Source organism: Mesorhizobium sp. f-mel (assembly GCF_053850215.1).
This window is the reverse complement of the sequence record NZ_JBSPTO010000003.1, coordinates 13,931-39,614: the sequence shown is the minus strand read 5'-3', so window position 1 is coordinate 39,614 and position 25,684 is coordinate 13,931. Positions and strand designations below refer to the sequence as shown.

Annotated in this window: 24 protein-coding genes and 1 pseudogene; 7 read left to right on the top strand and 18 right to left on the bottom strand. The window is 61.2% G+C overall.

Going from position 1 to position 25,684, the window contains the following annotated elements; all coding sequences use genetic code 11:
• Window positions 1–168, bottom strand: a complete 168-nt coding sequence (locus ACWUKX_RS06395) for a DUF1127 domain-containing protein (RefSeq protein WP_280951078.1) — start codon at window positions 166–168, stop codon at window positions 1–3.
• 20 nt (window positions 169–188) lie between these two features.
• Between ACWUKX_RS06395 and ACWUKX_RS06390 the strand changes: the two genes are divergently transcribed.
• Entirely contained in the window at window positions 189–362 is a 174-nt protein-coding gene (locus ACWUKX_RS06390; protein WP_456004988.1) for a hypothetical protein, read from the top strand.
• Window positions 363–716: 354 nt separating this feature from the next.
• On the opposite strand, the gene ACWUKX_RS06385 is transcribed toward ACWUKX_RS06390, so the two are convergent.
• The 9 genes from ACWUKX_RS06385 to ACWUKX_RS06345 form a co-directional block, all read right to left on the bottom strand.
• Window positions 717–1,397 (bottom strand): HAD family acid phosphatase, encoded by a 681-nt coding sequence (locus tag ACWUKX_RS06385; protein WP_456004986.1) that lies wholly within the window; start codon window positions 1,395–1,397, stop codon window positions 717–719.
• A gap of 447 nt (window positions 1,398–1,844) precedes the next feature.
• Complete coding sequence (locus ACWUKX_RS06380) at window positions 1,845–3,236, bottom strand: DUF6600 domain-containing protein (protein WP_456005405.1); 1,392 nt, start codon at window positions 3,234–3,236, stop codon at window positions 1,845–1,847.
• 363 nt (window positions 3,237–3,599) lie between these two features.
• Window positions 3,600–3,890, bottom strand: a complete 291-nt coding sequence (locus ACWUKX_RS06375; RefSeq protein WP_456004983.1) for a hypothetical protein — start codon at window positions 3,888–3,890, stop codon at window positions 3,600–3,602.
• 3 nt (window positions 3,891–3,893) lie between these two features.
• Complete coding sequence (locus ACWUKX_RS06370; protein WP_456004981.1) at window positions 3,894–4,643, bottom strand: ribonuclease activity regulator RraA; 750 nt, start codon at window positions 4,641–4,643, stop codon at window positions 3,894–3,896.
• Window positions 4,644–4,666: 23 nt separating this feature from the next.
• Window positions 4,667–5,830, bottom strand: coding sequence for a mandelate racemase/muconate lactonizing enzyme family protein (locus tag ACWUKX_RS06365; RefSeq protein WP_456004979.1), 1,164 nt, complete (start codon window positions 5,828–5,830; stop codon window positions 4,667–4,669).
• A gap of 32 nt (window positions 5,831–5,862) precedes the next feature.
• Window positions 5,863–6,960 carry an ABC transporter ATP-binding protein gene (locus ACWUKX_RS06360; protein WP_456004976.1) on the bottom strand — a complete coding sequence of 366 codons (1,098 nt, stop codon included), beginning with the start codon at window positions 6,958–6,960 and terminating at the stop codon, window positions 5,863–5,865.
• Between the two features lie 10 nt (window positions 6,961–6,970).
• The gene (locus ACWUKX_RS06355) at window positions 6,971–7,861 is read right to left on the bottom strand and encodes a carbohydrate ABC transporter permease (RefSeq protein WP_127208931.1); all 891 of its coding nucleotides are present in this window, start codon (window positions 7,859–7,861) and stop codon (window positions 6,971–6,973) included.
• Complete coding sequence (locus ACWUKX_RS06350; RefSeq protein WP_456004973.1) at window positions 7,858–8,817, bottom strand: carbohydrate ABC transporter permease; 960 nt, start codon at window positions 8,815–8,817, stop codon at window positions 7,858–7,860. The genes ACWUKX_RS06355 and ACWUKX_RS06350 overlap by 4 nt, the downstream gene beginning before the upstream one ends.
• Window positions 8,818–8,883: 66 nt before the next feature.
• The gene (locus tag ACWUKX_RS06345) at window positions 8,884–10,362 is read right to left on the bottom strand and encodes an ABC transporter substrate-binding protein (RefSeq protein WP_456004971.1); all 1,479 of its coding nucleotides are present in this window, start codon (window positions 10,360–10,362) and stop codon (window positions 8,884–8,886) included.
• A 210-nt stretch (window positions 10,363–10,572) separates the two neighbouring features.
• On the opposite strand from ACWUKX_RS06345, the gene ACWUKX_RS06340 reads away from it, so the two are divergent.
• The 4 genes from ACWUKX_RS06340 to ACWUKX_RS06325 all read left to right on the top strand — a co-directional run bounded on the left by ACWUKX_RS06340 (window position 10,573) and on the right by ACWUKX_RS06325 (window position 15,150).
• Window positions 10,573–11,283 carry a GntR family transcriptional regulator gene (locus tag ACWUKX_RS06340; protein ID WP_456004968.1) on the top strand — a complete coding sequence of 237 codons (711 nt, stop codon included), beginning with the start codon at window positions 10,573–10,575 and terminating at the stop codon, window positions 11,281–11,283.
• Window positions 11,284–11,341: 58 nt separating this feature from the next.
• A complete protein-coding gene (locus ACWUKX_RS06335) occupies window positions 11,342–12,508 on the top strand; it encodes a mandelate racemase/muconate lactonizing enzyme family protein (protein WP_456004966.1) in 1,167 nt (388 codons plus the stop codon).
• A gap of 63 nt (window positions 12,509–12,571) precedes the next feature.
• Window positions 12,572–13,933, top strand: coding sequence for a mandelate racemase/muconate lactonizing enzyme family protein (locus ACWUKX_RS06330; protein WP_456004964.1), 1,362 nt, complete (start codon window positions 12,572–12,574; stop codon window positions 13,931–13,933).
• A gap of 17 nt (window positions 13,934–13,950) precedes the next feature.
• Entirely contained in the window at window positions 13,951–15,150 is a 1,200-nt protein-coding gene (locus tag ACWUKX_RS06325) for a mandelate racemase/muconate lactonizing enzyme family protein (protein ID WP_456004961.1), read from the top strand.
• A gap of 201 nt (window positions 15,151–15,351) precedes the next feature.
• Here the strand turns inward: ACWUKX_RS06325 and ACWUKX_RS06320 are convergent, their stop codons facing one another.
• The 5 genes from ACWUKX_RS06320 to ACWUKX_RS06300 form a co-directional block, all read right to left on the bottom strand.
• Window positions 15,352–15,639, bottom strand: a complete 288-nt coding sequence (locus ACWUKX_RS06320; RefSeq protein WP_456004959.1) for a hypothetical protein — start codon at window positions 15,637–15,639, stop codon at window positions 15,352–15,354.
• 333 nt (window positions 15,640–15,972) lie between these two features.
• Window positions 15,973–16,797, bottom strand: a complete 825-nt coding sequence (locus ACWUKX_RS06315) for a 5'-3' exonuclease (RefSeq protein ID WP_456004957.1) — start codon at window positions 16,795–16,797, stop codon at window positions 15,973–15,975.
• Between the two features lie 845 nt (window positions 16,798–17,642).
• On the bottom strand, window positions 17,643–17,801 hold the full coding sequence (locus ACWUKX_RS06310; protein ID WP_456004955.1) for a hypothetical protein: 159 nt from the start codon (window positions 17,799–17,801) through the stop codon (window positions 17,643–17,645).
• Between the two features lie 57 nt (window positions 17,802–17,858).
• Entirely contained in the window at window positions 17,859–18,764 is a 906-nt protein-coding gene (locus tag ACWUKX_RS06305; RefSeq protein ID WP_456004953.1) for an alpha/beta hydrolase, read from the bottom strand.
• An 895-nt stretch (window positions 18,765–19,659) separates the two neighbouring features.
• Window positions 19,660–20,157 carry a cupin domain-containing protein gene (locus tag ACWUKX_RS06300; protein WP_456004950.1) on the bottom strand — a complete coding sequence of 166 codons (498 nt, stop codon included), beginning with the start codon at window positions 20,155–20,157 and terminating at the stop codon, window positions 19,660–19,662.
• A gap of 24 nt (window positions 20,158–20,181) precedes the next feature.
• Here ACWUKX_RS06300 and ACWUKX_RS06295 point away from each other — a divergent pair, with 24 nt between their 5' ends.
• A complete protein-coding gene (locus ACWUKX_RS06295; protein ID WP_456004947.1) occupies window positions 20,182–20,850 on the top strand; it encodes a TetR/AcrR family transcriptional regulator in 669 nt (222 codons plus the stop codon).
• A 162-nt stretch (window positions 20,851–21,012) separates the two neighbouring features.
• Window positions 21,013–21,492: a hypothetical protein gene (locus ACWUKX_RS06290; protein ID WP_456004945.1), complete on the top strand. Its 480-nt coding sequence runs from the start codon at window positions 21,013–21,015 to the stop codon at window positions 21,490–21,492.
• Between the two features lie 183 nt (window positions 21,493–21,675).
• On the opposite strand, the gene ACWUKX_RS06285 is transcribed toward ACWUKX_RS06290, so the two are convergent.
• The 3 genes and pseudogenes from ACWUKX_RS06285 to ACWUKX_RS06275 all read right to left on the bottom strand — a co-directional run bounded on the left by ACWUKX_RS06285 (window position 21,676) and on the right by ACWUKX_RS06275 (window position 25,647).
• Complete coding sequence (locus ACWUKX_RS06285; protein WP_095518382.1) at window positions 21,676–21,891, bottom strand: DUF3072 domain-containing protein; 216 nt, start codon at window positions 21,889–21,891, stop codon at window positions 21,676–21,678.
• Window positions 21,892–22,012: 121 nt separating this feature from the next.
• Window positions 22,013–22,105: pseudogene (locus ACWUKX_RS06280) on the bottom strand (GNAT family N-acetyltransferase); the annotation flags it as partial.
• Between the two features lie 197 nt (window positions 22,106–22,302).
• Complete coding sequence (locus ACWUKX_RS06275; RefSeq protein WP_456004942.1) at window positions 22,303–25,647, bottom strand: AAA family ATPase; 3,345 nt, start codon at window positions 25,645–25,647, stop codon at window positions 22,303–22,305.
• Window positions 25,648–25,684 lie beyond the last annotated feature (37 nt).

Below are 25,684 nucleotides of genomic sequence, written 5' to 3'. Positions count from 1 at the left end.
TCAGCCCGCCTTGTCTTCTTGGCCGCGCTTCAAGCCGCGGACCACCAAACCAATCTCTGACCGGCTAATCCCGATGTCCCTCAGGAAGGCATCGTCCATTGCCGCAAGGGTCCGTTCCGCCATACGGTGAACCCGGTAGTCCCGGAAAGAGCGGTAAGCTGCTCGCATTATCGACATTGCAACACTCCATGATTAGCGCCGCGGGATGCAGCGTTGCCATTGCATTTAAACCATCCCTGTTTCAGGCGTTTTTCCGCGCCGAACGCGAAGTGTTTCGTTTGTTTCAGCGCTTCCCGCGCGGTGCGATTTCCGAGCTGCCAGAGTCGCGGGAAACCGCCTTCTTTCCTGGGGCTGATTGGTGAAACCGGCGTCCGCGATCAGCCACGCTGGCTCTCGCGTCAGATGGCAGCACGGGGACACCGGTCCAATCGCCAGTTATCTGCCGCCTAATGTTAGAGTAGCCATGACATTAGCCGTAATCGATCGTCTGTGGTCAGGCCCGACGAGGGGGCCCTCTTGGGCCGATATGCGGCTGTCAAATCTTCGATCGCCTGGGCTGACATCGGTACGATGCCGTACCCGGAGATGAATATGATCGGCATGTCTGCCCGCCCGACAGCCGTCGTTCGTTCGCTGCTGCTCAAGCTAAACAACGGGTCACGGCCTGCCGTTGGGCGGCAAGGGCCCTAGCGTTCGGGTTTTCGCCGTACACGCCGTCAGCGAACCCTGTAGAACGGATTCGGCAGCAGGAACAGCTTCTCGGCATGCCCCCCGAACAGGTCCGATGGCTGGTCACCGACATTGGCAATGATCGTGTAGCCGGCCTTTTCGATTTCGGCTCTTATGGGTGCCTTGAAATCTGCGGCGGAACCATATTTGGCTCCAGGCTGGACCATGTAAAGTTGCTCATAGCCGGCATAGCCCGCCGCTTGCAGGTTCTGTTCGGTCGCCCGACGCTGGTCCTCCGGACGTCCGGTGATGAAGAATACTGCGACTTTCGCCGTTCGCGCCTGCCGGAAGACCTCCAGCACAGGGTCGATGGCCGGATCCTTCGCGAGCTGGTCCCAGGCGGCCCAGCCACAGGGACCGTCGATTGCGATGTCGCAGGCGCCGCCGATCGGGCGGCCGAAATTATCACGTGTGATCACTTCCCAGTTGGCCAAAGCCGTCTCGTCGATATCGAGCACCAGTGCGGGGCGAGGCACCTCCGTTGCGCGCTTGACGACCCAATCGCCTGCCTGCTTCGCCACTGCGGCAAGGTCGCGATCATAGTCGCCGGAATCATGATAATTGGCGGCCGCCAGCATCGCGTCGCCGACATTGGCTGGCTGGGACGGGCTTGTAAGAAGGAGCGAGCCGTCGGCACGCGCCGACACAGGCACATTTGTGCCAGTCATCAGCACGATTGCTCCAACGGCCGCACCACGCGCAATTCTATTCCAACTAATCGTCTGCATCATGAGACCTTGCGGTCGCGACAAGTCCTCTGTCAAGCGAGGCAAGGCACAGGTCCTCGAAACTGCGGCGCTGAATTAGAGGATTCCAAAACAGACGCCGAATGTTTCTATGAGTTGCTGCAAGGTGCAGGATTTCCGTCATTGCTGTACAAATTAGCGCTTGCACAAACCGACGCACGTCCGGAACTGCCGACGCTCAGCGCCGAGGCAATGGACTCCTATTTTGGGCCGTCTTCTGCCTGTCCGATTTCGAACACAGCAAATGGCTATGCACGATGGGACGAACGATCGTCGATGTCGGCAAGGGCTCGCAGCTTTGGCGCGTTGCCGTTCAACGGGCACCGCGGTGGAACGATCGCGGTGCCGTAGTCTGTACCCGCACAACACCTAGCAGTTCGCCCCTGTCTGCGGATCGCACGCCTTTTCTTGCTTCTGTGTCTTGGGCTTGGCCGCCTGTTCGGGCTCGGCCTGCTGCTCGGCGGCGGGCTGCTCCTTGGCCTTCCGCTTCTCAGGCTTGGCCGCCTGTTCCGGTTCGGCCTGCTGCTGCTCGGCGGCGGGCTGCTCCTTGGCCTTCCGCTTCTCAGGCTTGGCCGCCTGCTCGGGCTCGGCCTGCTGCTCGGCGGCGGGCTGCTCCTTGGCCTTCGGCTTCTCAGGTTTGGCCGCCTGCTCGGGCTCGGCCTGCTGCTCGGCGGCGGGCTGCTCCTTGGCCTTCGGCTTCTCAGGTTTGGCCGCCTGCTCGGGCTCGGCCTGCTGCTGCTCGGCGGCGGGCTGCTCCTTGGCCTTCGGCTTCTCAGGCTTGGCCGCCTGTTCCGGCTCAGCCTGCTGCTGCTCGGCGGCCGGTTGCTCCTCGGTCGTCGGCTTCTCAGGCTTGGCGGTCTCTTCCGGCTCAACCTGTTCGCCGGTCGCTGGCGCCTGTTCGGTCGTGGCTGCGCCTTCGGTCGGCTTTGATTTCCGGCCAGCCTGAACCTGCTTCACCTCCTCGATGTCTTTGAGCTCAGCTGGTTTGGCGTCGGGATCAGCCTTGACTTCACCTTCAAAGACCGTGACCGTATTCTTTTCCAATTTGCCGGCCTGCTCGGGCGTCTCGGTCTCGCTGACCTCGACGACAGTCACCTGCTGGTTCGTCTCCTTCTCGATCACATCAACATCAATGACTTTGTTGATCACCACGTTGTTCTGGATCGTCACGTCGCCGGCCGGCTCGGCCGCCTCTACAATGCGCACAAACTCCGGCTCATCACGGATAACGACGACAGAAATGTCCTCAGCAAGGAATTCGCGGGTGGGGACCACGACCCAGTAAAAATCCGGCGTGGTGTCGAACGTCACCTCGATTGAAATCAAATCGGGATCGCGGCGCGGCGGCAGCGGAGCCCAGATCATGTGCTCCCTGTCACGCCGCCAGCTCACCCATGCTGGCGCCCAGCGAGTGCCGGGAACCCAGTACCAGCCGATGTCGTCGGCATAGCCCCACCGGCCGTAATGGTAGGTCGCCCAGCCGAACGGCTCGTCGGACACCCAGAGCCAGCCATACTGCTCGGTATAGACCCAGTGTCCAAGGGTATACGGACGCCAATCGTCAGGTACATCGACCGGGACGAAAACGGTCGCTCCGTGATAGGAAACCCAATCACCATGGGAAGACAGGTCATCGTAGAATGTGCTGATCGAAATGGAAACGTCGGTGGCCGCCCTCGCCTCGGACACAAGCGACAATGGCGCAACCGGGTTGGGAATCTCGACGACCGTGAGCAGGCAGGCGGTTACGCCGCCCAGCATCAGCCGTACAGCGTTTTGGGCAAGGACGCGTTTCATCCTAGTCTTCCTCCGAAACAGATCGCCCTTCCTCTTGGAAACTCGCCGGCTGTCGGATTGTTCCACTTGCTAGTGATGCCCGCATCTGCTCACACACCGGCTTGGCATCACACGATGGTACGCCACCCCTATCAGCGCAAACAGCACACATCGGCGCATTGCTGCCTGGCAGCCTCGGGCCGAAAGCAGTCAGCCCGCGCTCTGGAATATAGCCACGAAAAGCGGGCAAGCTGACATCTGCGCGGACAAAACCTAGGTTGCACCGAAGCAGCGGGGCAACCTGCACCCCTGCGCCCGCGCGAAATTGCACGAACAGTATCCGGTTGTTCAAAACCGTTTCTGGGCCCCCGATTGAACCGGTGCGGATCGGCGCCACACCAAGAGGGCATCGACTCCGCCCTCAAGCAGCGATGGACACCATGGTCCGCGGCTGACCTTCACGACCGAGCTTTTCTCGACGCGCTCCGCGTAGTCGAGATACTGCGCCCGGGAAAGCTTCTGACCGGGCTCCGGATTGACGGGCAGCCTGTAGAGATATTCGCGGCATTTGTTGAAGCCTTTTGCGTAGACGCCGGCGTTACCGCCAGAAGGTCTGCCGCCTGCCGCAGGGTAATCCATGCGCTAACTCGGGTCCTCCAAGCGGTTTGTTTTGCGCCACTCCTCGTACTCCCCACGGGCGTCGTCATGCAGCGGATAGTAGCGTTGCAACGGCCCGCCCTCCAAGAGCTTCACTCGCGAGAACTCCTCCCAATCGTGATGCTTCTGTGATTCTTCGATTACCGTCGGGGCCATTGCGACAGGGAGCACCACCACCCCGTCGTCGTCGGCGACGATGATGTCGCCGGGGATCACCGTGACACCGCCGCAGGCAATCGGAACGTTGACGGCATTGGGATAGATGCTGGTCTGCACATGATAATTTGGCGTCCAGCCGCGCAGCCATAGGGGCAGATCGAGCTTTTCAACATTGGGCCGGTCGCGCATGCATCCATCGATGACGATGCCCGCGCCGCCCCTGCCTTTGAAATACGTCGACATCATATCGCCGAAGACGCCCGAGCTCATGTCGCCGCGCGCGTCGACCACGACTACATCGCCCTCCTGCGCGTGATAAAGTACGTGCCGATGCAGCTGCGTCTCTGGATCGGCGTATTCTCCCTCGGTGAATAGGTCCGGCCGCTGTGGCATGAACTGCAGCGTCAGCGCCGGCCCGACGATCGACTTCCCGTGGTTCTGCGCCACCGGTCCGACCATGTGCGGATTGCGAAAACCCATGTGGCCAAGCGTGCCGGCAACCGTCGCGGCGCCGATCTCCCTTAGCGCGTCGATCAGGTGTTTTGGCGGCCGCGTGATGTCGGGAGCATGTGTCATCGTGGACTCCGGTTGAAAGAGAACTACCAGTTCGTAACAGAACCGTCGCGGCGCTTAAGGTGAGGTGCTTCCCAAAAACGAAAGCTCGCCGCCTGGATCGCCTCCTCGTTGACCTCGACGCCGAGCCCCGGCAGATCGCCGACCGGATAGTTGGTCCCGTCGAGCCGTGGTTGCACGGGGAAGAAGTCGGAATTGTCGAAGCCCAGCTTTGTTTCGGGTTCCCTGGTCTCGAGCCAGGCGAAGTTGGGTACCGCGGCGGCGAGATGCACGGTCGCGGCCGTGCACACCGGACCAAGGGGATTGTGCGGCATCAGATCCACATAGTGCGCTTCGCTCCAGCCAGCGACTTTCATCGCCTCGGTAAGCCCGCCGACATTGCAAACATCGAGCCGGTTGAACTGGTGGATGCCACGCTCGATGTAGGGCAGGAACTGCCACTTGCTGGCAAATTCCTCGCCGATGGCAAAGGGGATGTCGGTCATCGTACGCAGGGATTCATAGGCCTCCGGTGCCTCGTCTCGTATCGGCTCTTCGACGAAATCAAGCACGCCGCGGCCGAGCTTGTTGCAGAAGCTCGCCGCCTCGGCCACCGACAGCCGATGATGATAATCGATGCCGAGGACGACGTCGTCGCCCAGCGCCTCGCGCGCCTTGTTAAGCATACTCGAGGTAGCGCCGATCGACTCGCGCGGCTCGAAGATCTCCCTGCTGTTTTGCCCGGCGGGGAAGAAGCGGATCGCCTGCCAGCCCTGGGCGCGTAGCTCGCGGGCTCGTTCGATGGCAACGTCGCCTTCGGCCTCGTCTCCGGTCGAGGCGAAGGTGGGGATGCGGTCGCGCTGCTTGCCGCCTAGCAGCTCGTAGACCGGCACTCCCAGCGCCTTGCCCTTGATGTCGTGAAGGGCGATGTCGATGGCGGAAATCGCCGCCTGCAGAACTCGTCCGCCTTCGAAGTACTGGCTGCGATAAACCTCCTGCCAGATCCGGCCCATCTGCATCGGGTCGCGGCCGATGAGAAACTCGCGATAGTGCTCGACCGCGCCGGCCACCGCTTTCTCGCGACCACTCAAGCCGCTCTCACCCCAGCCGAAGATGCCTTGGTCGGTCTCGACCTTGACGAGCATCTGGTTGCGCGTTCCTACCCACACTGGATAGGGCTTGATCGCGGTGATCTTAAGCTTCGTAGTCATCCACGCCACGTTCCAAACGCATCCGCCCTGCCTCAGTTGGCCTTGAGGGCCATTTCGGTTTGGCCGTCAAACAGATGCATCCGCTCCTGGTCGAACTCGAGCCAGATCTGTTCATCGGGCGCGACGGCAATGTTCGGCGGCACGCTGACGTTGACGACGGCGCCGGACAGGAACGCCTGCACGAAGGTGACGTCTCCGGTCGGCTCCACCGTGTAGGCCTTGGCCGGAATCGCACCGGGGACCGCGCTCTTGCGCAGCTTGATCGTCGAGTGACGCGCGCCGAGCACGACTTTCTTGGTCGTTGCCCTTGCGACCTTCTGGGCGTTGCGCGGCGAGAGCTCAAAGCTCCAGCCCTCCGCGCCGGTCAACACAGAGTTGCCGTTTGCCGTCGATGCCTCCAGTGGAATAAGGCTCATCGCCGGGCTGCCGATGAAGCTGGCGACGAACATGTTGACGGGATGGGCAAAGACCCGCGCCGGTGAATCGTATTGCTGCAGGTAGCCGCCGTTCATCACCGCCATCTTGTCGGCCATGGTTACGGCTTCGAGCTGGTCGTGCGTCACATAGATGATCGTCGCCTTGAGGTCTTGGTGGAAGCGCTTGATCTCCGACCGCATCTGCACGCGCAGTTTGGCGTCGAGGTTAGAGAGCGGCTCGTCCATGAGGAACACGGCGGGGTCGCGGACAAGCGCACGGCCCAGGGCCACCCGCTGCTGCTGCCCGCCCGAAAGTTCGCGTGGCTTGCGCTCGAGCAGGTGCGTCATGTCGAGCACTCGCGCCGCTTCCTTGACCTTCTTGTCGATCTCGTCCCTGGGCAGTTTGCGCATCTGCAGCGGGAACGCCAGGTTCTTGTAAACCGATTTCTGCGGATAGAGCGCGTAGTTCTGGAACACCATTGCGATGTCCCGGTCCTTGGGGTCGAGATCATTGACCACCCGGTCCCCGATGACGATGTCGCCCGATGTGATCGGGATCAGCCCCGCGACGAGATTGAGCGTGGTTGTCTTGCCGCAGCCTGAAGGGCCGACGAGCGCAACGAACTCGCCGTCATTGACCGTCAGCGAGACGTCGTTGACAGCTTTGAAGCTGCCATAGGTCTTGACGAGATCTTTGAGGACCACGTGGGCCATCGGCAATTCCCTAGTGCTTGACCGCGCCTTCTGTAAGGGCGCGTACGAAGTATCGTTGCAGGACGAGGAACAGCACCACGACGGGCACGCTCATCATAAAGCTGGCCGCCATCAGGCCCGGAAAGTCCGTCGTATTCTCTGAGAAGAAGCGCTGGATGCCGACCGGCAGTGTCAACTGGTCGTTCTTGGTGAGGAAGGTGTAGGCGTAGATGTACTCGTTCCACGCGCCGATGAATGAATAGATCGCGGTGGCGATGATCCCCGGCGTCGAGAGCGGCATCACAATCAAGATGAAGGCCTGGAACCGCGTTGCCCCATCGATGCGCGCCGCCTGCTCGAGCTGCACCGGAATGTTGTCGTAAAAGCCCTTGAGCAACCAGATCGCCAGCGGCAGGCCGAAGGTGAGATAGGTGAGAATCAGCGAGCCATGCGTGTTCATCAACCCGAGCAGGCGCATCAGGATGAACAGCGGCACGAGAAAGATCACAGCCGGGAACATGTTGCGCAGCAGCACGGCGAAGAACAGGAAGTTCCGGCCGGGGAAACTGAAGCGCGAAAACGCGTAGGCCGCAGGGACGGCGACGATCACCGAGAGGATTGTCGTGACGGTCGACACGAAAAGGCTGTTCCAGAAGAAGCGGAGGAAGTCCTGGCCGACGCTGTTCTGGGGATCGAGCAGCTTCTCGTAGCTGGCGAGGGTAGGTTCGTCCGGCCACCATTGCGGCGGGAATTGCATCGCCGCGAACCCGGACTTGATCGAGGTGATCAGCATCCAGATCATCGGCACCGCGGTGTAAAGCAGCATGAACACTAGGAAGATGCGCCCGGCCCACCGCCATCCGTCGACGCGCATGCGGCGACGGCTCAGGCCTCGAGGGGCTGTCTTGGCAGTCGTGCTCATGCGCTCCCCTCTTTCCGCTCGTTGCCGCTTAGCGCACGGACGTAGAAGTAGCCGAGCGTCATCAGGATGAGGAACAGGAGCACCGAATAGGCAGATGCCACGCCCCAGCGCTGTCGTCCGAAGGCAAGCTCATAAATGTGGGTGATCCAGATATGCGATGCGTTGGAGGGCCCGCCGCCGGTCATGATCCAGGGGATGATGAAGGAGTTGAAGTTGGCCACCGCGAGCAGCAGGATCGTCACCGTCGAGACGTTGCGCAAGTGCGGGAAGGTGACGTGCCAGAAGCGCTGCCAGGCGCTGGCGCCATCGACCTGCGCGGCGCGCAGCAACTGCTCGGGCACCGTCTGCAGGCCGGCCATCATCATGATCATGGCAAACGGAAACTCGCGCCAGATATTGACGACGATCAGGGAAGGCAGCACCGTGCTGACGCTGTCGATAAAATTCGGCGGTCGGTCGGCCAATCCGAGGCCGACCAGCACCGCACCGATGATCCCGAAGTCCGAATGATAGATCCACTTCCAAATATAGGAGGCGGCGACCGCGCTGATGACCCAGGGAATGATCAGGATTGCGCGCAGGACACCGCGGCCGATAAAGGCGCGGTGGAGTGCCAGCGCGGTGGCAAACCCCAGGACAAAGGAGATCAAAGTGGATCCCAGTGTCCAGATCAGAGTGTTCCAGGTGACTTTCCAAAACACCTCACTGGTGAGGATGGCCATGTAGTTGTCGAAACCTATGAAGGTCTTGTCGCGAAGTTGTAGGCCAGGCGGCGTCTTAAAGAACGACAGCTCGATCGTGTAGTAGATCGGATAGGCGATGACGATGAGCATCACGGCGATCGCAGGGAGCACGTAAGCGTAGTCAGCGCGATGATCCCATATTTTCCGTAGCACGCCGGACCTACCGGATTGCAATCTTCGGCGAGCCTCGGCCTTGCCGGTCACGATCGTCACTGTGGCGCGCCCTTATTTCTTCTGAACGAACCGGCTGCACTATCGGTGCAGCCGGTCAGGCTTGGACTAGAGTCCGCCCATCAGGTCTCTTACCTTCTTGGCCGCGTCGTCCGCTGCCTGGTCGACGGTCATCGCACCGGTCAGGGCATTCTGCAGCATGTCCGGGACGATGATGTTCATGATCTCGGGGGCCTGCGGCAGCGCTGGGAACGGGATGCCATATGGTAGCATCGAGGTCGTCACATCGAGGAACTTGATGTTGTCTAGGCGTTCCTTCATCCATTTGGTCTTGAAGCCGTTAAGGTTGCCCGGGTTCGAGCCGGCGTAGGCCATCTTCAGCGACCATTCAGGGCTTGTCCACATGCAGATGATAGCCTTTGCAGCTGGCTCGTCGACCTTGCCGCCCTCGACATATTCAGGCTTCAGAATGTGAATGTTCGAGCCGCCGAACACGACTGCGCGCTTGCCGTCGGGGCCAGTGGGAATCAGGCCATAGCGCATGTTGTCGATGACGGTCTGCGCCTTATCCTTGTCGGCGCCCGTCGCCTTCTTCTGCAGGTCGAGCATGACGTCGTAGTCGGACGGATGCGAGATCATCATGCCGAGCTGGCCGGCGAGGAACAGGGGCTGGTTATCGGCCTGCTGGTTGGTGAGTGCCGAAACCGGAACCGACTTGTCGCGAACATACATGTCGTACGAGGCTTGCAGCGCGGCCTTGCTCTGCGGGCTATCGAGCTTGACCTGCTCATAGGTCGGGTTCGCGGTGGCTTCGTCGAAGACGCCGCCGCCATAGGCCCACAGCTGCGGCATGAAGCGGTACGGCGTATTGCCGGCATTCTTGCGAGCCACGAGGCCGTAACCGGCAATGCCGAGCTTGTCGTGGATCTGCTTGGAATACTTGACGACGTCGTCCCAGGTTGCCGGAGCCTTGTCCGGATCGAGGCCCGCACGCTTGAAGATGTCGGCGTTCCAGATGAACGCCATCGTCTCGTTGTTGGTTGGAATGCCGTAGGTCACCCCTTCCCAGGTCACGGCCTTCATGGCGCCGGGCCAGAAGTCCTCGGTGGAATACCCCACATCCTCGGGTTTGAGCGGCTCCAGATAGCCTTTTGAGGCGAACTCGGTACCACCCAGGATTTGCAGGCGGACCGCCATCGGCGCGGCATTGCCCAGGAGCGCCGTGCGGAACTTGTCAAGAAGGTCGTTATAGGTGAGGGCCTGTTCCTCGAGCTGGATGTTCGGATAGGTCTTGCGGAAGGTCTCGAAGAAATCCTTATAGTACTGGCGCAAAAGGTCGGGGTCGCCCTCGAACACGCCCTGATACCAGAACGTCAGTCGCCCCTTGTAGTCGAGGGGGGTGACCTTGGCGCAATCGGCCGCCGTGTCAAAATCCTGTGTGCCCGCAATGGAGCGTACATATTCCGGCGACCACTTGCTGAGGTCGACCGGCGGCGCTCCCAGCGCCGAAGTGGACATCAGCGATGCCATCAAAGCAGTGGCGACAGTGCCGCGCAGGACCGCACTGCCGAGCGTAATCCTCGTCATAGGTATCCTCCCTGTTCTGCATGCCGCCCTGCGCCGAGGCAAAGCGGTCTAGCTCGTTCGACCGCGGGACGCCTTTCTGTTCTATGTATCCCTTCGATCATTTTGTACGTTTTCAGATCGTGGATTGCCTGTCAACGCGTTGAATCGTACATTGTTTGCGGAAACCGTGTGTGATATCGGGCAGGGTATGTATTGATTAGGGAGCCGGCCTTGGCCGAAATGAGCGATTTCAAAGCGATACCACCTGTGGGCACTGATCCAATCGGGGCATCCAGCGAGGGCGCCTCGCTTTATGAACTCATCAGGGAAGACATCATTGAGGGACGGCTCGCCGCCAATGAACGGCTTGTGGTTACCGATCTCGCCCGGCGTCACGGCACCTCGACCAACCCCGTGCGCGAGGCCCTGCAGCTCTTGCGCGGGGAGGGTTTTGTCATCTTTCTTCCCAACCGCGGGGCGCGCGTCCGACCCATAGATCAGGATTTTGTCCGGGATATCTATGAAATCGGTGTTTTGATTGAGCCGGCCCTGACGCGATGGTTTGTGAATATGGCCACCGGCGAGGACATCGCCGAACTCGAACGTCTCCAGGGCCTGATTGAAGAGAACAACTTCGCCGACACCTTCAGGCACAGTGAGCTTGATACCGCTTTCCACACCGTGATGTACCAGCGGCACTATAACCGCCATGCCGCCGAACTTTGGTGGAAGCATCGCGAAGTGCTGCGAGCCGTCAGCCGACGTTTCAATTTCACGCTCGCGCGGCGTGCCGCGATCATTCGCGAGCACCGCGAACTCATCGCGCACGTAAAAGCGGGAGAAGCCGACAAGGCGGCCGAACTCGTTTCCCGCCATGTCGAGGGTTCCGGCCGGCATATTCTCGAACAGATGCGTGCGCGCAACGCCGCTCGGGCCGGATAGGAACGAAGGTCCAGTCTCGAACATCGTTAGCCTGGCTATTTCAGATAAAGGAATTGAGATGAAAATCACGAGCATTCGGCCGTGGCTGATCAAGTCCGATGCTTCTTATTGGGGAGAGTTCCTGTTCGTCGAAGTGACGACCAACGAGGGGGTGAGTGGCTGGGGAGAGATCACCACCACTACAAAGCTCGCCAACCGCGCTCTCTGCACGATCCTGCGGCAGATCGGTGTCGCCGTGACAGGCGAGGATCCAGCGCGTATCGAGCACCTCTGGCACAAGATTTTTCGCAGCTTCACCTACATGGGCAGCCGCGGCGCCGCCGTCGAATGCGTGAGCGCCATCGATATAGCCCTCTGGGATATCCGGGGCAAAGTCCTCGGTAAGCCGATTTACGAGCTGCTGGGCGGACCAGTACGCGATGAAATCGCGCTCTACACCCATCCCAACCAGGCCAAATTCACCAGCAAGGAGGCTGTCGTCCGCGAAATTCTAGACATCGTCGAGTCCGGACACACCGCGCTCAAGTTCGATCCGTACCCCCACCAGGGCCGCAGCGCCGATGGCCTGCCCCGCGAACAGCGGGACGGCTACCTCGATGGCAGTATGACTCGCAAGGACGAGCGCGAAGCCGCCGAACTCACGGCTCTGATCCGCGAAACGGCGGGGCCCGATGTAGACATTCTCATCGATGCGCATGGCCGCTTCGACGTTCCCACCGCCATTCGCCTCTGTCGGAGCCTCGAGGAAGCCGGCCAGATCGATTGGTTTGAGGAGCCCTGCCCGCCCGAGAGCCTCAACGCCCTCAAGCAGGTGCGAGAGAAGGTCAGTGCCGCCATATCGTGGGGCGAGCGCGGGCACACGAAGTGGGATTTCGTGCCGGTACTCGAGAACAGGCTCGCTGACTACATCATGCCGGACGTCACCTGGACCGGCGGCATTACCGAACTCAAGAAGATTTCTGCCCTATGCGAAGCCTACTACGTCCCGGTCTCGCCACATGACGCCGCGGGACCGATCAACGTGGTTGCGGGAGCGCAGGTGATGATGACCGTTCCTAACTTCTACAAGCTCGAAACGTCGGAGTGGAACCTGGGCAAATACGATCACCTCATCGACAGACCACTCGACAATTCGAACGGCAGCCTCAAGCTGACGTCGAGGCCTGGTCTCGGTATTGAGATGGACCGTGACTACCTGCAGGCCCACGAGATTGAGCTGGGCTAGCAACGCCCTATGCCGGCCCGGCGTGCGGGCGACAAGCCCCATCCACCAGAACGAGGATAAGTCATGGCAAAGACGGGTGGCGCCGACGAGGCGCTCAATCGGGTGAACGCGAACTCTAAGCCATCCCAGCTTCGCATCACCGACATGCGGGTAGCCGAAATCATCGGCGCGCCGTTCACCTCAACCCTGCTCAAGATTTACACCAACCAGGGCATCGTCGGACTTGGCGAGGTGCGCGACGGCGCCAGCGCCACCTACGCGCTGATGCTGAAGAGCCGGCTGCTTGGCGAGAACCCCTGCAACATCGACCGCCTGTTCCGCCGGATCAAACAGTTCGGCGGACACGGCCGGCAAGGCGGCGGCGTCTCGGCGATCGAAATCGCGTTGTGGGATCTCGCCGGCAAGGCCTATGGCGTCCCCATCTACCAGATGCTCGGCGGCAGGTTTCGGGACAAGGTGCGCCTCTATTGCGATACCGACGCTACCGTGCCGAGCGGCACCGAGACCGGCAAGCGCCTCAAGCAGCGCATGGCGCTCGGCTTCACGTTCCTCAAGATGGATCTGGGCCTGATGCAGATCGCGGATGTACCCGGTGCGGTCGTGTCTCCTGCCGGCTCACTTGAAGGGTACCGCGTCCAGCCCGGCCGCGGCCCGGTCAAGACTCTTGAAGAGCGGCGCGCCCGCAACGCTGCCTACGATTTGCACAACGTCCCCCACCCGTTTACCGGCCTCCATTTTTCCGACAAGGGCCTCGACCTGCTTGAGCAGTACATTGCCGAGGTTCGCGACGTTATCGGCATGGATATTCCGCTCGCCATCGACCACGTCGGCCACATCTCGCTGCAGAGCGGTATTCGCCTCGCCAGGCGGATTGAAAAATACGTGCCAGCCTGGCTCGAGGATGTGATCCCATGGCAGTACACCGAGCAGTACCGACAACTGCAGGACGCCACCACGGTGCCGATCTGCACCGGCGAGGACATCTACCTCAAGGAGGGCTTCGAACCTTTGCTCAAGAGCGGCGGCCTATCCGTTATCCACCCAGACCTGCTCACCAGCGGGGGCATTCTCGAGACCAAGAAGATCGGCGACATGGCGCAGGACCACGGCGTCGCTATGGCGATCCATATGGCAGAAAGTCCAATCGCCGCAATGGCCGCGGCACATGTCGCGACCGCGACCGAAAACTTCATGGCGCTCGAATACCACTCTGCCGATGTCGACTGGTGGGACGATATCGTCACCGGGATTGCCAAGCCGCTCGTGAAAGACGGCTTTATCACTGTTCCCGACAAGCCGGGCCTGGGGATTGACGACGTCGTCGACGAGGTGATTTCGCAGCATCTGCAGCCGGGTGTCAGCGGCATCTGGCAGGCCACGGATCCCTGGGACGACGAGTATTCCTGGGATCGCACCTGGAGCTGAGGCGAAAAAATCCGAAGATGAAGATCACCGATCTCCGCTGTGCCGTCATCGGTAAACATCCCATCGTTCGCGTCGTCACCGACGAGGGCCTCTATGGCCTGGGCGAGGTCGAGTACACCAAGCCCTACCTCAAGCCCTGGGTCCTGCATTTTCGCGAGGCGCTGATCGGCGAGGACCCGACCGACGTCGAGCGCGTGATGCTGAAGATCCGCCAACGCGGCTCTTTCAAGCCATATGGCGCGGCGGTAAGCGCTATCGAGCATGCGCTGTGGGACATTGCCGGCAAGGCCGCAGGCGTGCCGGCCTACAAACTGCTCGGCGGCAAGGTGCGCGACAAGGTGCGCGTCTACAACGGCTCGATCCGCCAGAAACGCACGGGCGACCGGCCGGAGGATTACGCCGCTGACGTCAAATGGATGATGGAGCAGCCGCAGAACTTCTTCATGATCAAGCAAGGAATCTCGTTCCACTCAAACATGAAGGACACCATTGAGGGCTTCCATTACGGCGTGACGCAGAAGAAGGCCGGCTATCACGGTGCCATGGATCAAGGCGTGATCAGCGAGCGCGGTTTCAATCACATGCTCGACTGCGTGATCGCGATGAAGGAAGTGCTGGGCGACAAGGTTAGCCTGGCGCTCGACTGCGGCCCCGGCTGGATGCTGCCCGATGCAATTAAGTTTGCTCGCGCGGTCGAGAAGTACAATTTGATGTGGCTCGAGGATATGCTGACTGGCGACTATGTGCCGTGGGTCAATCCGCAGGCCTATCGGGAGCTGACCACCTCCACCTCGACGCCAATCCATACCGGCGAGCAGATCTACCTGCGCCATAATTTCAAGGAGCTGATCGAAACGCAGGCGGTCCGTATCATCGGTCCGGACCCGGCCGATATCGGTGGCATCGCCGAGCTGAAATGGGTAGCCGAGCACGCCCATATGCACTCGATCCTGATGGCGCCGCACGGCACGGCGAACGGCCTGCTCGGTCTCGGCGCGTTGATCAATGTCTGCGCCACCTTACCCGCCAACTACATCGCCTTCGAATACCCGAGCGCCTCCGATCCCTGGTGGGAGGACCTTGTGATCGGCCTGCCGTCGCAGATCGTGAAGGACAGCATGGTGGACCTGCTGGAAGCGCCGGGGCTGGGCCTCGATATCGACGCAGAAGCAGCCAGGAGGTATCTCAGGGAAGACGATGCGGGCTTCTTTGACTGAACCATCCTTCTTGCTCCACCCTGCACCACGCGGACCGCGTCACGCAAATTGGCATGCGGAATGACCGTTTCGGGGCCGGAAAGCGGAACGTCGGCTTTCGGGATGATTGGGCTAGAAAGCCGTCCTTTTCATCCAGCGTAGTGCGACCGCATTGCGCCGGAAGTTGAAGGCAATCGACGCGACTGGCGGCCGTATCTGACACTATGTTCCCTTCACGATCCTCGGCTTAATCGGTCGGCGGGATTGAGCCGCTCTCTCGAGGGCCATGGCCAACCGCTTCTCGTCTTCGATGGCACGATCGACTGCCTCGATTTCTTCTTGGAGCACCTTCAGCTCGGCTCCGTAGCTGGAGCCGTCGCTGTCCCCGATCTGAAAGCCACTTGCCCGCATAGCGTCCCGAGTGTGGTGCACGTTACGGACTCCTTCGCGTCGAGTCGCGACCAGGATTTCCCTGAACTCTTCAAGACGTTCAACGTGATTGCGAGGCATTTGCGTTCTCCTATTTCGTCGTCATCGTCGCTGACGGCGTTTCAGCACGGCAAAAACTTACGGCGCATAAGGTTTAAGCGACTCTAAGAGATACGCTCGACAGAGCATGAATGCGGAAGCTCAAATTTGAACGTCTTGCAATAGCGTGGAGCGCGGAAGCCGGAAAATTGGCTTGCGTCTGCGGCTCGGCGCGGTTGCCGGTCAACCCGGGCCGATTCTGGATCGCGAGGATCCGTTTCTGAGCGCACAACGACGCATGGCCTGCACAGCCTGTGCGATTGGGGAATCGGCGCTCGGCCTTCCAAAGGCCGCTTCCAGACATCGCCTCCGAGGTCAGTTACGGAGAGCCTTGAGCGCACGTGCGAGGAGCCGGGTGTCATTTAGCTGGATCACGCACGTCTCGAACTCTTTGGTCGGGCCGTGCCAGCGCAGCTCTTCGACGTTATCGAACAGCTGAGCGTCCGTGCGCAGCGTCGCCAGATTTTTGAACAAAAGCGCGAGCTCTCTACGCTTGCCGAGGGCTTCAGGCGGAAAGCTTTCAAGAGGGCCGTATCGGCCAAGCAGCCGGGCGGCTGACACCAGGCCGATGCCTTCGAGACCGGGATAGCCATCGGCGGCATCACCCACGAGCGCGAGGAAATCTGGAATCAGGGCCGGTTCAACTCCGAACTTCTCGCGCACGCCGGCGGCATCGCGAATTTTCTGAGTCCTGCGGTCTACCTGGACCACATGGTCACCGCGCACACACTGCGCGATATCCTTGTCCGGCGTCCAGATGCACACCTTCTGCACGCGATCATCGGCAGCCGCGCTGTGTGCCGCGGATGCCAGCGCGTCGTCGGCTTCCAGCTCGATCATCGGCCAGACCGCCACTCCCATCGCCGCCAGGGCTCTCTCGAGGGGGTGAAACTGCGCGAACAATGTCGGCTCGATGCCATCCCCGGTCTTGTAGGCGGGCCAGAGCTGATTTCTGAACGATTCGACTACATGATCGGTAGCCACCCCAATGTGTGTGGCACCATTCTCGATCATCTCCAACACTGTGTTCAGGACGCCGACAACGGCGCCAAACGGCTTGTCTTGGCCGTTGTTGAACCGGCGTTGGCCATAGAAGTGGCGAAACAGTTCGTATGTGCCGTCTACTAAATGAACGATCATCGCAATCCTCGAGGAAACAGCATCCGGCCCGGTCTGCAAAGCTAGACCGACAGTTGGCCTTCTCCAAACCTTGATGTTGGTGCGCTCGGCCGTCCCGTACGCCAACCGCAAGCCATGTCTCTCGCCGGAGCAGCTTTCCTTCCAGTCTCAGGCGGATACTTCTTTCTCCGCTTACTCGCTTTTGCAACAGGGGACCATTTGGTTCGCGGGAGTATCCCTTCTTCCAAACCCAGCGAAAAACGGTTTGCGATGCTGTCGCAACTTGCGCGCGCAGGACGGAAATGGCGACCTTTAGACGCTCGGATAGAACCGGTCGATCCTTCGAAGGAGGTGGTCATTGGGAACATTATCGTCGAGACAGAAATCGTAGAACAACTGCGCCGGTGCCATCTGCGATCCCATCATCGTCCATTCCTCCAGAATCAAAAGGTGGATGAATCACGACACCGCAAGCCGCTTAACGCCCACCAAATCGCCGCGGACGAAGTGGTGAAATGGTGCACCAACGCAGAGGCCGGCGTGATCTCAGATCGGGCATCCTTAGTCGCCGGTGCCCCAGCCGAGCGTCTACGCCGCAGCGCAGGGCGCGCGCGGTCTGGTTGTTCATGCCTCGAGTGGCTGGAATATTCCCGACAATTGGTTCGCATGTCGCGCCCGCAGCGCGGCGAGGCGGGCAATGGTATCGGAGATTTTCCGCAATGGAGCCGTCCCTGTTCTGACGCCTGGAATGGACGGCAATCTGATTAACGCAATGCAGCAAATATCGTTGCTGCACCGCACAATAACAAGAGAGCTGGGGGAGATGGAGCCCTGCCGACCTCTGAGCCGGCCGGGAGTAGACGTCTTCAGCCTCGACTAGCTGTGAGATAGAGCGCGTCTTTTTCGTCGTCGCGCTTCTTGCCGCCTAACGCTGCCGCTGCTCTGGCGATGAACGCACCGATGATGAGAGACAGCGCGCCAACCAGCGCGAAGGTGGCGCCGGCTTTGTTTTCCTGCGCCAGCAATCACGCCGTCAGTTCCTGAACGGGGAACATTGCGCCAGCAGCTGCCTCACCCGAGAGCTATAAATAGTCGCCGACAAACGTGCCCGCGCTGTGAAGAGCGCGCCAACCGGCACTCAATCCTGCATTCCAAACCGGCCAGGCGTGAATCATATGCGGCCAAATTTCGAGACGTACCTTGACGTCAGCCGCGCCAGCGGCTGCCGCGAGCCGAGTTGCGTCCGACAACAGCGTCTCGGCCGAACCGACTTGTATCAGCATTGGGGGAAATCCGGTCAGATCGGCAAACAACGGCGAGATCCGGGGATCGCGCCGGCCAACGACATGGGAGGCATAGGCGGTCGCCAGTTCCTCCAAATATGCCCGGTGGATGATAGGGTCGATCGCGTCCTTAGTTGATAGTGTCGCGCCGGACATCGAAAGGTCCGTCCAGGGGGAAACCAGCCAAAGACATCGCGGCAACCGCTCCCCTGCCGCGCATAATATACTGACCAAGCACAGGGTGAGGTTGCCGCCCGCACTGTCTCCGCCAACCACGATGCGATCCGGCGCGATCCCTTGCCGGCTCAGAAAGCGCCATGCGGTGAGTGCGTCTTCATGTTGCGCAGGAAAAGGATGTTCCGGCGCGCGTCGATAGTCGATCGCGAGGGTGCGCATTCCCATTGCTCGACCTGCCTCAGTCACCATTCGACGATGACTTTTGAGAGAGCCGGAGCAGTAGCCACCACCGTGGAAAAAGAGCAGAACCTTATCCCTGTCACTCTCAGGCGCTAGGGACCACTCGCCCTCAAGGCCATCGAAAACCACATCCTCGCATAGGATGTCGTTCGCAATCGGCCACACCGAACCAACCTCATCGAGCCGTGCCCGGCGTTCGTCCCAGCCTACCGGTCGTGGCTTTGACGTCAACAAGCTGCGGACGGCGTTGATCTCCGTCAGATCGAGGTGTTCATCCACATCGCTCATTTTGCTTTCCTACCCCATCAAGCATAGAAAACCGGCGGATAGCAGCAGGCATATGTCTTCCATAAAGCGCAATGCCAGCGCTGGGAGTTTTTCGTTACAATTGCGGCATGGCGAATACACAGGACGACAGGTCGCCCACAAACCCGCTCGTCATCTTTTAGCACTGCCCCCCGCACATGGTCGAATATTGCATCTGCTATTTGGCCGCTTGGGGTTCGTTCTACGACCCCTTATCGGACCAAGATCATCCTCGTTACTGGCGCCTGCATCGGCTCGGGCGCAACACCGCACTCAGCATCGGACGCCGCGGCGGTGACGTGTTATCACCTACCATAGCCGGAGCGAGGACGCTTGGGCCGTCGTCGCGGGAGACAGGCAACGGGTTGCAGGGCGGGAGCGTCTGCTCCTTAGAGCGGACCTGCTGTCTCGGCCAGCGCATCTGCCTGGTGAACATCTGCCTCCGAGGATGCACGAGACCAACAGGCGCACGGATCAAGCCGACGAATTCTCATTGAGCGGAACGGATAGGGCGCAAGCTTGCGTTGCATGGCGAGGACCCGCGGAGCGTCTGTCCTTTATGCGAATGACACCGGGTGGAAAGATATCATAGCTCGGGGCCAGCTTGTCGCAGTTCTTCCCGACGGCGGCAGGCCAGACGAGGCACACGGCGTCCTTCCGACTTAGCTCGGAAGAGTGCCAGATCGGCGGCATTGACAAAATCGCTGGAGTCTCGTTCTCGTTGTTCACCGTTATTGCCCCGACGCTGATGGTCACGCGATCCTGGCCGTGCTGTTCAAGTCCCGCACGCCCTGCACGAGCCGCTCTGCGGGGTCCCCGGCCCTCGCGGATCGCCGGCATCTCGGACGAACCGACGCCTCATAGCAGTGACAGATTGTTAGGTGGCAGCTTCAGGGCGGGCCGAAACCAGCCCATACCGGGCACAGAGCTCGGCCACACTTCCGGGATCCATGTCGAGCTCGTACTTCCGGAGCAGCCCGGGCATCTTTTCTTGATCGGGCCACAGCGCCGCGAGCTCTCGGAAGTAGTTCTCGAATCCCGCAGGAGAGATCAGCTCGATGATCTCGCACGGCTCGTCACCAGCGTTCCAGAAGGTGTGCCACTGGTTGCGCGGCTTGATCACCCAGGTACCTGGTTCAGCGGTGACGACATCATCGCCAAGTAAAGCGCCGAGCCGGCCGGTGAGAACATAAGAATACTCGTCTTCCCGATGATGCCGATGAAGCGGCGCCGCCAGCGCATGAGGGGCAAGAGGGTGGTGAACCACTGAGAAGCGCTTGTCGCTCGCTACGCCCTCAATCTTCCACTGGATTCCGAAACCGCCAATTGCGAAGGAGTCGCCGGCACTATGCGGGATAGTGATGGGGGCGGCCATGGTTCCCTCCTTGGCTGATGATCGGTGAACGTTTATGTTCACTCATCGATAAACTCGGATTCGGCTCTCGTCAAGATGGGTAATCACGTGCGTTCACCGAAAGTGCCACCTCGGCGCTACAACCTCAAGGCCCGGGCCGACAAACAGGCTGAAACGCATCGGGCACTCGCGCGCGCGGCATCCGAGTTGCACCATACCGTGGGGCCTTCGCGAACCACGATCAGCGCGATAGCCGAAAAGGCCGGGGTGCAGCGCCTCACGGTGTATCGCCACTTTCCCGACGAGGAGGCGATCTTCACCGCCTGCACCGCCTATTCGTTCGAGCTCGACCCCCCGCCGAGGCCAGATACATGGATCGGCATTGAGAACCCGCAGGAGCGTCATCGAACTGCACTCAAGCAGCTCTACGGCTACTACCGCCGCAAGCGTCAACTCCTCGCCAACCTTTACCGCGACGCCGAGATGCCAGTGGTGGCTGCTGCGCTGGAGCGGAGGCGTACGATGCTCCAGCGAGCAGCGGAGATACTGCGTGCGGGCTGGAAGGTAAGTCCAGCCCGGCTTCGATTCTTCAGCGCAACGCTCGCACACACCCTCGAGTTCTCGACCTGGTTGTCGTTCGCCGAGGGACAAGGCCTGTCCGATGCTGAAGCCGTTGAGCTTGCCGTCCGTCTTGTGACGTCATCAGCGCGCTGAATGTTACTGCTCGTGCGCGCCCTCGGGCCACACCCGTTCGCGTCGTGACGACGGCGTGGCCGCGCCCGCTTCTGGGCTCATTCCTGTCGTTCGATCACTCAGGGTCGAAAGGCCCCTACCCTCCTTGAAGACGGTGGCTGAATGGGAGACGGGACACCGGAGATGCAGGCGCGTCGGCCAGGACCTTTCCATAAGCCTCATTGCACAGGGACCGCTCGCCATGAAGACCGGATCGGCAAGGTTGCCCGCGATCCCCTGCTTTCGGTCAAAGCTTTTTGGGACATCGGAGTGCGAGACGCGACGGCAATCTGGATCGTCCAGTATGTCGGTCGCGAGATCCAAGCGCTCGACTATTACGAGGCGGTACGTCAGCCGCTGGCAGCGCATTTGGAGTGGCTTCGCACCAAGGTTTACGGCGGCGCCGAATGTTTCCTGCCGCATGATGCTTCCCATGAAGACGCCGTCACCGCGATCCGATTCGAGGACCACATCCGCTCCGCCGGCTTTGACGTCACGACGGTGCCAAACCAGGGCAAAAGGCCCGGCCCTGAAGCGTGTCGAGGCAGGCCGCCGGCTGTTCCCGCCCTTGTGGTTCAACGAAGCGACGTGTTCGCCGGGTTTGGACGCCTTGGGATGGTATAACGAGAAGTACGACGAGGCGCGCAACATTGGTCTCGGACCGGAGCATGACTAGTCGAGCCACGGCGCCGACGCATTCGGCCTGATCTGCGTGGCTTATGAGGAGCCGAGAAAGCAGCCAGTGTACGTGACGCCAGATCTGCGCTGGGTTTTGTGAGGCATAGACGAAGCGCTCGTGCCGGTGGGCTAGAGCTTCAGCTTTGCCCTTAATGCGTCGATGCGCTTGGAAGCCTCTGCCTTGCTGAGGTTCTCTTCAAAGCTTTCCTCATCCTCCGCCTGCTCACATAGGGTTTTCAGGTACGATGCTTGCGACGGGGTCATCGGATCCTCGCCGCTCACCCATTCATCGGGATCTTTGTCGACATTGGCCGAGGCATCAGTTTTGGCGCGCGGGTCTTCCATGGCAATCTCCTATCGTAGCAGGAGGAAATGCCTTTGATCTCTTTTTGTTCCTTGGCGGACTTGGCTTTTTGACCGTTGTGAGCACACTGCACCCTTCGAAGCCAATGAATCACGGTGAGAGCCGCCAAAGCTTGACCGCGCGTTCGTTCGTGCTGACCACGCAGTTGAACTGCATGGCGCGGAAACCTCGCGCAGCCGCATGCCCCAGAGAGTGCCTACACACCGGGTGGAAAGATCATAGCTCGGTGTTCCGGGCTAATCCGTAATCCATCCAATGGGCGCGTTGGGTAAGAAATCAGTAGACTTGATCGACCGTTTTGGGCAGAGCCTTGCCGCTGCAAAGGCAGGGCAGAGAAGAGTCAAGATAACGCATTGAGGTTCGGGCGCGGCTGAGAATAGCCGAGGCTCCAGTCACCTCAGGACGTCGAGAAGCGCCTTGGCCTCTTGGACGTCTGGTGTCTCAAAGCCCTCGGTGAACCAGGCATGCACGGGTGCGAGCAGATCGCTGGCCTCGGCGTGCTTGCCCTGATGGCGCCAGAGGCGAGCAAGATCGGTGGCAGCACGTAATTCCCAGGACTTCGCGGATTGACGCCGGGCGATTTGGATCGCGCGCTGGAACGCTGCGATCGCCTCGTCTGGCCTGCCGCCGTCGGGAAGAACTGCGACAAGCTGGCCTCGCAATCGATGCAGTTCAGCGTCCGGCCAACACTGCCCCGTCCGTTCGTCCGCCGCCAGAGCCTCGTCCAATGCGCCGAGCCCCCGTCGCACGTCCCCGGAGAGTGCGCAAGCCTCGCCAAGCAGGCCTAGAAAGAAGGGGCGCATCCACTCCGCGCCACTGCTCGTCCACTGCGCGAGCCCACTCTGGATCGCTGCAACGCCGGCTGCTGCCTGGCCTTGGCGGGCAATGGCCCAGCCTTTGACCACCGTCGCACCTGCGGTCCACAGATCAAATTTCTGCTCCCGGGCCAACTCCAGTAATGCTTCCGAGTGTTCGGCGGCTGATCCCGCGGTGCGGCCATAAGCACTCGCCATCGCGCTGTACATCAGCGCAAATCCCAGCGTGTTCTTGTGGCCAACACGGTGCGCCAAGCTCAGTGCGTCGGCTTGCCGGCCAGCTGCCTGATCGGGATAGCCAAGTAGCCATAGCACCCAATTGAGGTGCGATAGCGCTGCAACTCCGAGATCCTGGCCGAAAGTAAAAGCAGTCGAGCCGTGCCGCTCTCGATCGTAAAGCTCAACGGCTTGCTCGAGGTGCTCGCGGGCGACAAGCAATTCGCCCATCATCTCGTTGGTTGCACCGCAAACCCGGTGCGCGACGCACAATCGCTCGGGATCGCGGTGCTGCTCGGCTAATGCTAGAGTCTGTTCGGCCAGCGCGTTTTGCTCGCGTAAAGCCATCCGGACGTATTGGACAGCCCAGTACCCATACAGCACGGGAAATTGTTGTTGGATGTCGCCAACGGCCTCAACCAAGTCCCGGGCACGGGCGAAAGCCGCGGCGGTCTCCGGCGCAGCGTAGCCGTAGCGGGCGATGCATGCCTGGCCGAGCATCGTCCGGAGATGCAGCTCGCGCTCTGCTTGAGCGCCGCTTTCGGGCAAGCTTCGCACGAGGTCGATGCTCTTGGTGAGATGGCCTATGGCCTCCGCAGCGGCCGAGCGCCGGAACGCGTGCTCGCCTGCCAGCTGCCAATATTCCGCGGCACGCCCTGCCAAACCCGCTTGGGTGAAGTGATGGGCGAGCAGTTCGGGTTGGGTCTCGACCGCCTCCGACCACCGCTCTTCCAGCACTGTAGCAATGCGGGCATGCAGCTTCCGTTGTGTGCTACGCAAGAGGCTCGCGTAGGCGGCGTCTTGAACGAGCGCATGCTTGAACGAGTAAGTGGCTTCGGGCGGCGTGCCGCGGCGGAACGCGAGACCGCAACTTAAGAGTTCGTCCAATCCTTGCGCCAATGCCACGTCGGGAAGTCCCGCCACCGCGGCCAGCAGCTCATGGCCGAACTCTCGGCCGATTACCGCACCGGTCTGCGCAACCTGTTTTGCGACTGGCAGCCGATCCAGCCGCGCCATAAGGGAGCCCTGTAAGGTGCTGGGCACTGGAAGCGCAGAGTCAAGGACACCGGGCTGGTTGGCCCCCTCGAGCACGGCCTTGGTCAATTCTTCGATGAAAAGAGGCACACCGTCGGTCTCCGCCACAATGCGCTCCAGCAACCCGATCGGCAGCGTCTGGCCGACAACCACCTGGCTTGCGAGCATCGCTGCCTGGCGATCGCTGAGACGGCTCAGCGCAATCAAGATCACGCCGGATTGGCCGACCCAAGGCGCTTGAAACTCTGGCCGGAAAGAGATTACCACCAGCGCCGGCAGCGAGGCTAAGCGCATGATCAACCTGTCAAACAACTCAAGCGAGCTTGGGTCGGCCCAATCGGCGTCCTCGAACAGCATCAGCAGGGGGGACCGGCGGGCCCTTTCGTCGAGAATCTGCTGCAAGGCTCTGAACGTCTGTTCCTTCTTGCGCTCCGGGCTGAGCGCTAGTGGTGGATACCGCTCTCCACCTGGCACGCCGAGCATCTCGGCAATGAGCGTCAGCTCTTCGGCGGTGGCGCCGAGGGGGAGTAGCAGGGCTTCCAGCTTGTCGAGCCGTACGTCCGCCGGCTCGCCGCGCACAAAGCCTGCCTCATTCCTCCACCGTGCGATGATAGGCTGCAGTGCGCTGTCGTGGTGGTGCGGCGAGCAGAAGTACTTAAGTTTTAGATGCGCCTCCCCGGCCACGCGCTCCTCAAGCGCAGCGATCAGGCGGGACTTGCCGATGCCGGGCTCGCCGGAGATGAGCACCACCTGCCCTTCGCCGTCCTTTGCGTGCCGCCAGCGGCGCAGCAGCAGGTCGAGTTCGTCATCGCGCCCGACCAGCGGCGCGAGGGAGGCGGTGTGCATTGCCTCGAAGCGGCTCTGAACCGCAGCCTCGCCCAGCACTTGCCAGGCGCCCACGCGGCCAGACAGGCCCTTTAGATTGAGCGCGCCAAGTTCGCGGCACTCGAACAATCCGCCGATGCGCCGCCGTGTTTCTGCGTCAATCACGGCACAGCCGGGAGTAGCGCGCGATTGTAGTCGCGCGGCGATGTTTGGAGTTTCACCTATCACCGTCTGCTCTTGTGCAGCGCCGGCGCCCAGCAAGTCGCCCACTACGGCGAGGCCGGTGGCTATGCCGATGCGCGCGGCCAACCGTTCACCGGCTGGCGCGGCCTGGCCGACCGCCTGTAGCGCAGCCAAGGCGGCACGCACGGCACGCTCGGCATCAGTCTCGTCACCATGTGGCCAGCCGAAATAGACCAGTACCCCGTCACCCATGTACTTCGCGACGAAGCCGCCCAGGCGGCCAACAGCCTCCGCCACGCAGCGGTGGTAGCTCCCGATGACCTCACGCATGTCCTCTGGGTCGAGGCGGCTGGCGAGCGCCGTCGAGCCGACGAGGTCGACGAACATCACAGTGAGCTGCCGCCGCTCAGCCTCGAGAAACGGCAGGGCGGTCCCGGAGTCGGCCGTGGGTGCCACGGGAGGGCTGGGCGCCGGAACTAAGCCAGCACGCAGGGCCGCGATGGCGGCGAGCAGCTTACGGCGGTGACCGATTGAGGTGATGCCGAGCCCGCTCAGATCGTCGGCTGTGAGGTCGGCGACGACCTCAGCATCGATGTCGTTCTCGCGGAACGCTTGTTCGTACTGTCCCAGGCCGAGATCACGCAGCCATGCGCTGATGTCCATGGGCTCCCCCGGCTTCGTCGTTTCGGATCGCCAGGTT

Coding starts and splice junctions, on each gene's coding strand:
- ACWUKX_RS06300 (WP_456004950.1), bottom strand. CDS start 20,157: ATGGCCGCCCCCATCACTATCCCGCATAGTGCCGGCGACTCCTTCGCA.
- ACWUKX_RS06275 (WP_456004942.1), bottom strand. CDS start 25,647: ATGGACATCAGCGCATGGCTGCGTGATCTCGGCCTGGGACAGTACGAA.
- ACWUKX_RS06370 (WP_456004981.1), bottom strand. CDS start 4,643: ATGACACATGCTCCCGACATCACGCGGCCGCCAAAACACCTGATCGAC.
- ACWUKX_RS06315 (WP_456004957.1), bottom strand. CDS start 16,797: ATGATCGTTCATTTAGTAGACGGCACATACGAACTGTTTCGCCACTTC.
- ACWUKX_RS06355 (WP_127208931.1), bottom strand. CDS start 7,861: ATGAGCACGACTGCCAAGACAGCCCCTCGAGGCCTGAGCCGTCGCCGC.
- ACWUKX_RS06360 (WP_456004976.1), bottom strand. CDS start 6,960: ATGGCCCACGTGGTCCTCAAAGATCTCGTCAAGACCTATGGCAGCTTC.
- ACWUKX_RS06335 (WP_456004966.1), top strand. CDS start 11,342: ATGAAAATCACGAGCATTCGGCCGTGGCTGATCAAGTCCGATGCTTCT.
- ACWUKX_RS06395 (WP_280951078.1), bottom strand. CDS start 168: ATGCGAGCAGCTTACCGCTCTTTCCGGGACTACCGGGTTCACCGTATG.
- ACWUKX_RS06365 (WP_456004979.1), bottom strand. CDS start 5,830: ATGACTACGAAGCTTAAGATCACCGCGATCAAGCCCTATCCAGTGTGG.
- ACWUKX_RS06330 (WP_456004964.1), top strand. CDS start 12,572: ATGGCAAAGACGGGTGGCGCCGACGAGGCGCTCAATCGGGTGAACGCG.
- ACWUKX_RS06380 (WP_456005405.1), bottom strand. CDS start 3,236: ATGCTGGGCGGCGTAACCGCCTGCCTGCTCACGGTCGTCGAGATTCCC.
- ACWUKX_RS06285 (WP_095518382.1), bottom strand. CDS start 21,891: ATGGAAGACCCGCGCGCCAAAACTGATGCCTCGGCCAATGTCGACAAA.
- ACWUKX_RS06290 (WP_456004945.1), top strand. CDS start 21,013: ATGCAGGCGCGTCGGCCAGGACCTTTCCATAAGCCTCATTGCACAGGG.
- ACWUKX_RS06385 (WP_456004986.1), bottom strand. CDS start 1,397: ATGACTGGCACAAATGTGCCTGTGTCGGCGCGTGCCGACGGCTCGCTC.
- ACWUKX_RS06305 (WP_456004953.1), bottom strand. CDS start 18,764: ATGAGCGATGTGGATGAACACCTCGATCTGACGGAGATCAACGCCGTC.
- ACWUKX_RS06375 (WP_456004983.1), bottom strand. CDS start 3,890: ATGGATTACCCTGCGGCAGGCGGCAGACCTTCTGGCGGTAACGCCGGC.
- ACWUKX_RS06325 (WP_456004961.1), top strand. CDS start 13,951: ATGAAGATCACCGATCTCCGCTGTGCCGTCATCGGTAAACATCCCATC.
- ACWUKX_RS06320 (WP_456004959.1), bottom strand. CDS start 15,639: ATGCCTCGCAATCACGTTGAACGTCTTGAAGAGTTCAGGGAAATCCTG.
- ACWUKX_RS06345 (WP_456004971.1), bottom strand. CDS start 10,362: ATGACGAGGATTACGCTCGGCAGTGCGGTCCTGCGCGGCACTGTCGCC.
- ACWUKX_RS06390 (WP_456004988.1), top strand. CDS start 189: ATGATTAGCGCCGCGGGATGCAGCGTTGCCATTGCATTTAAACCATCC.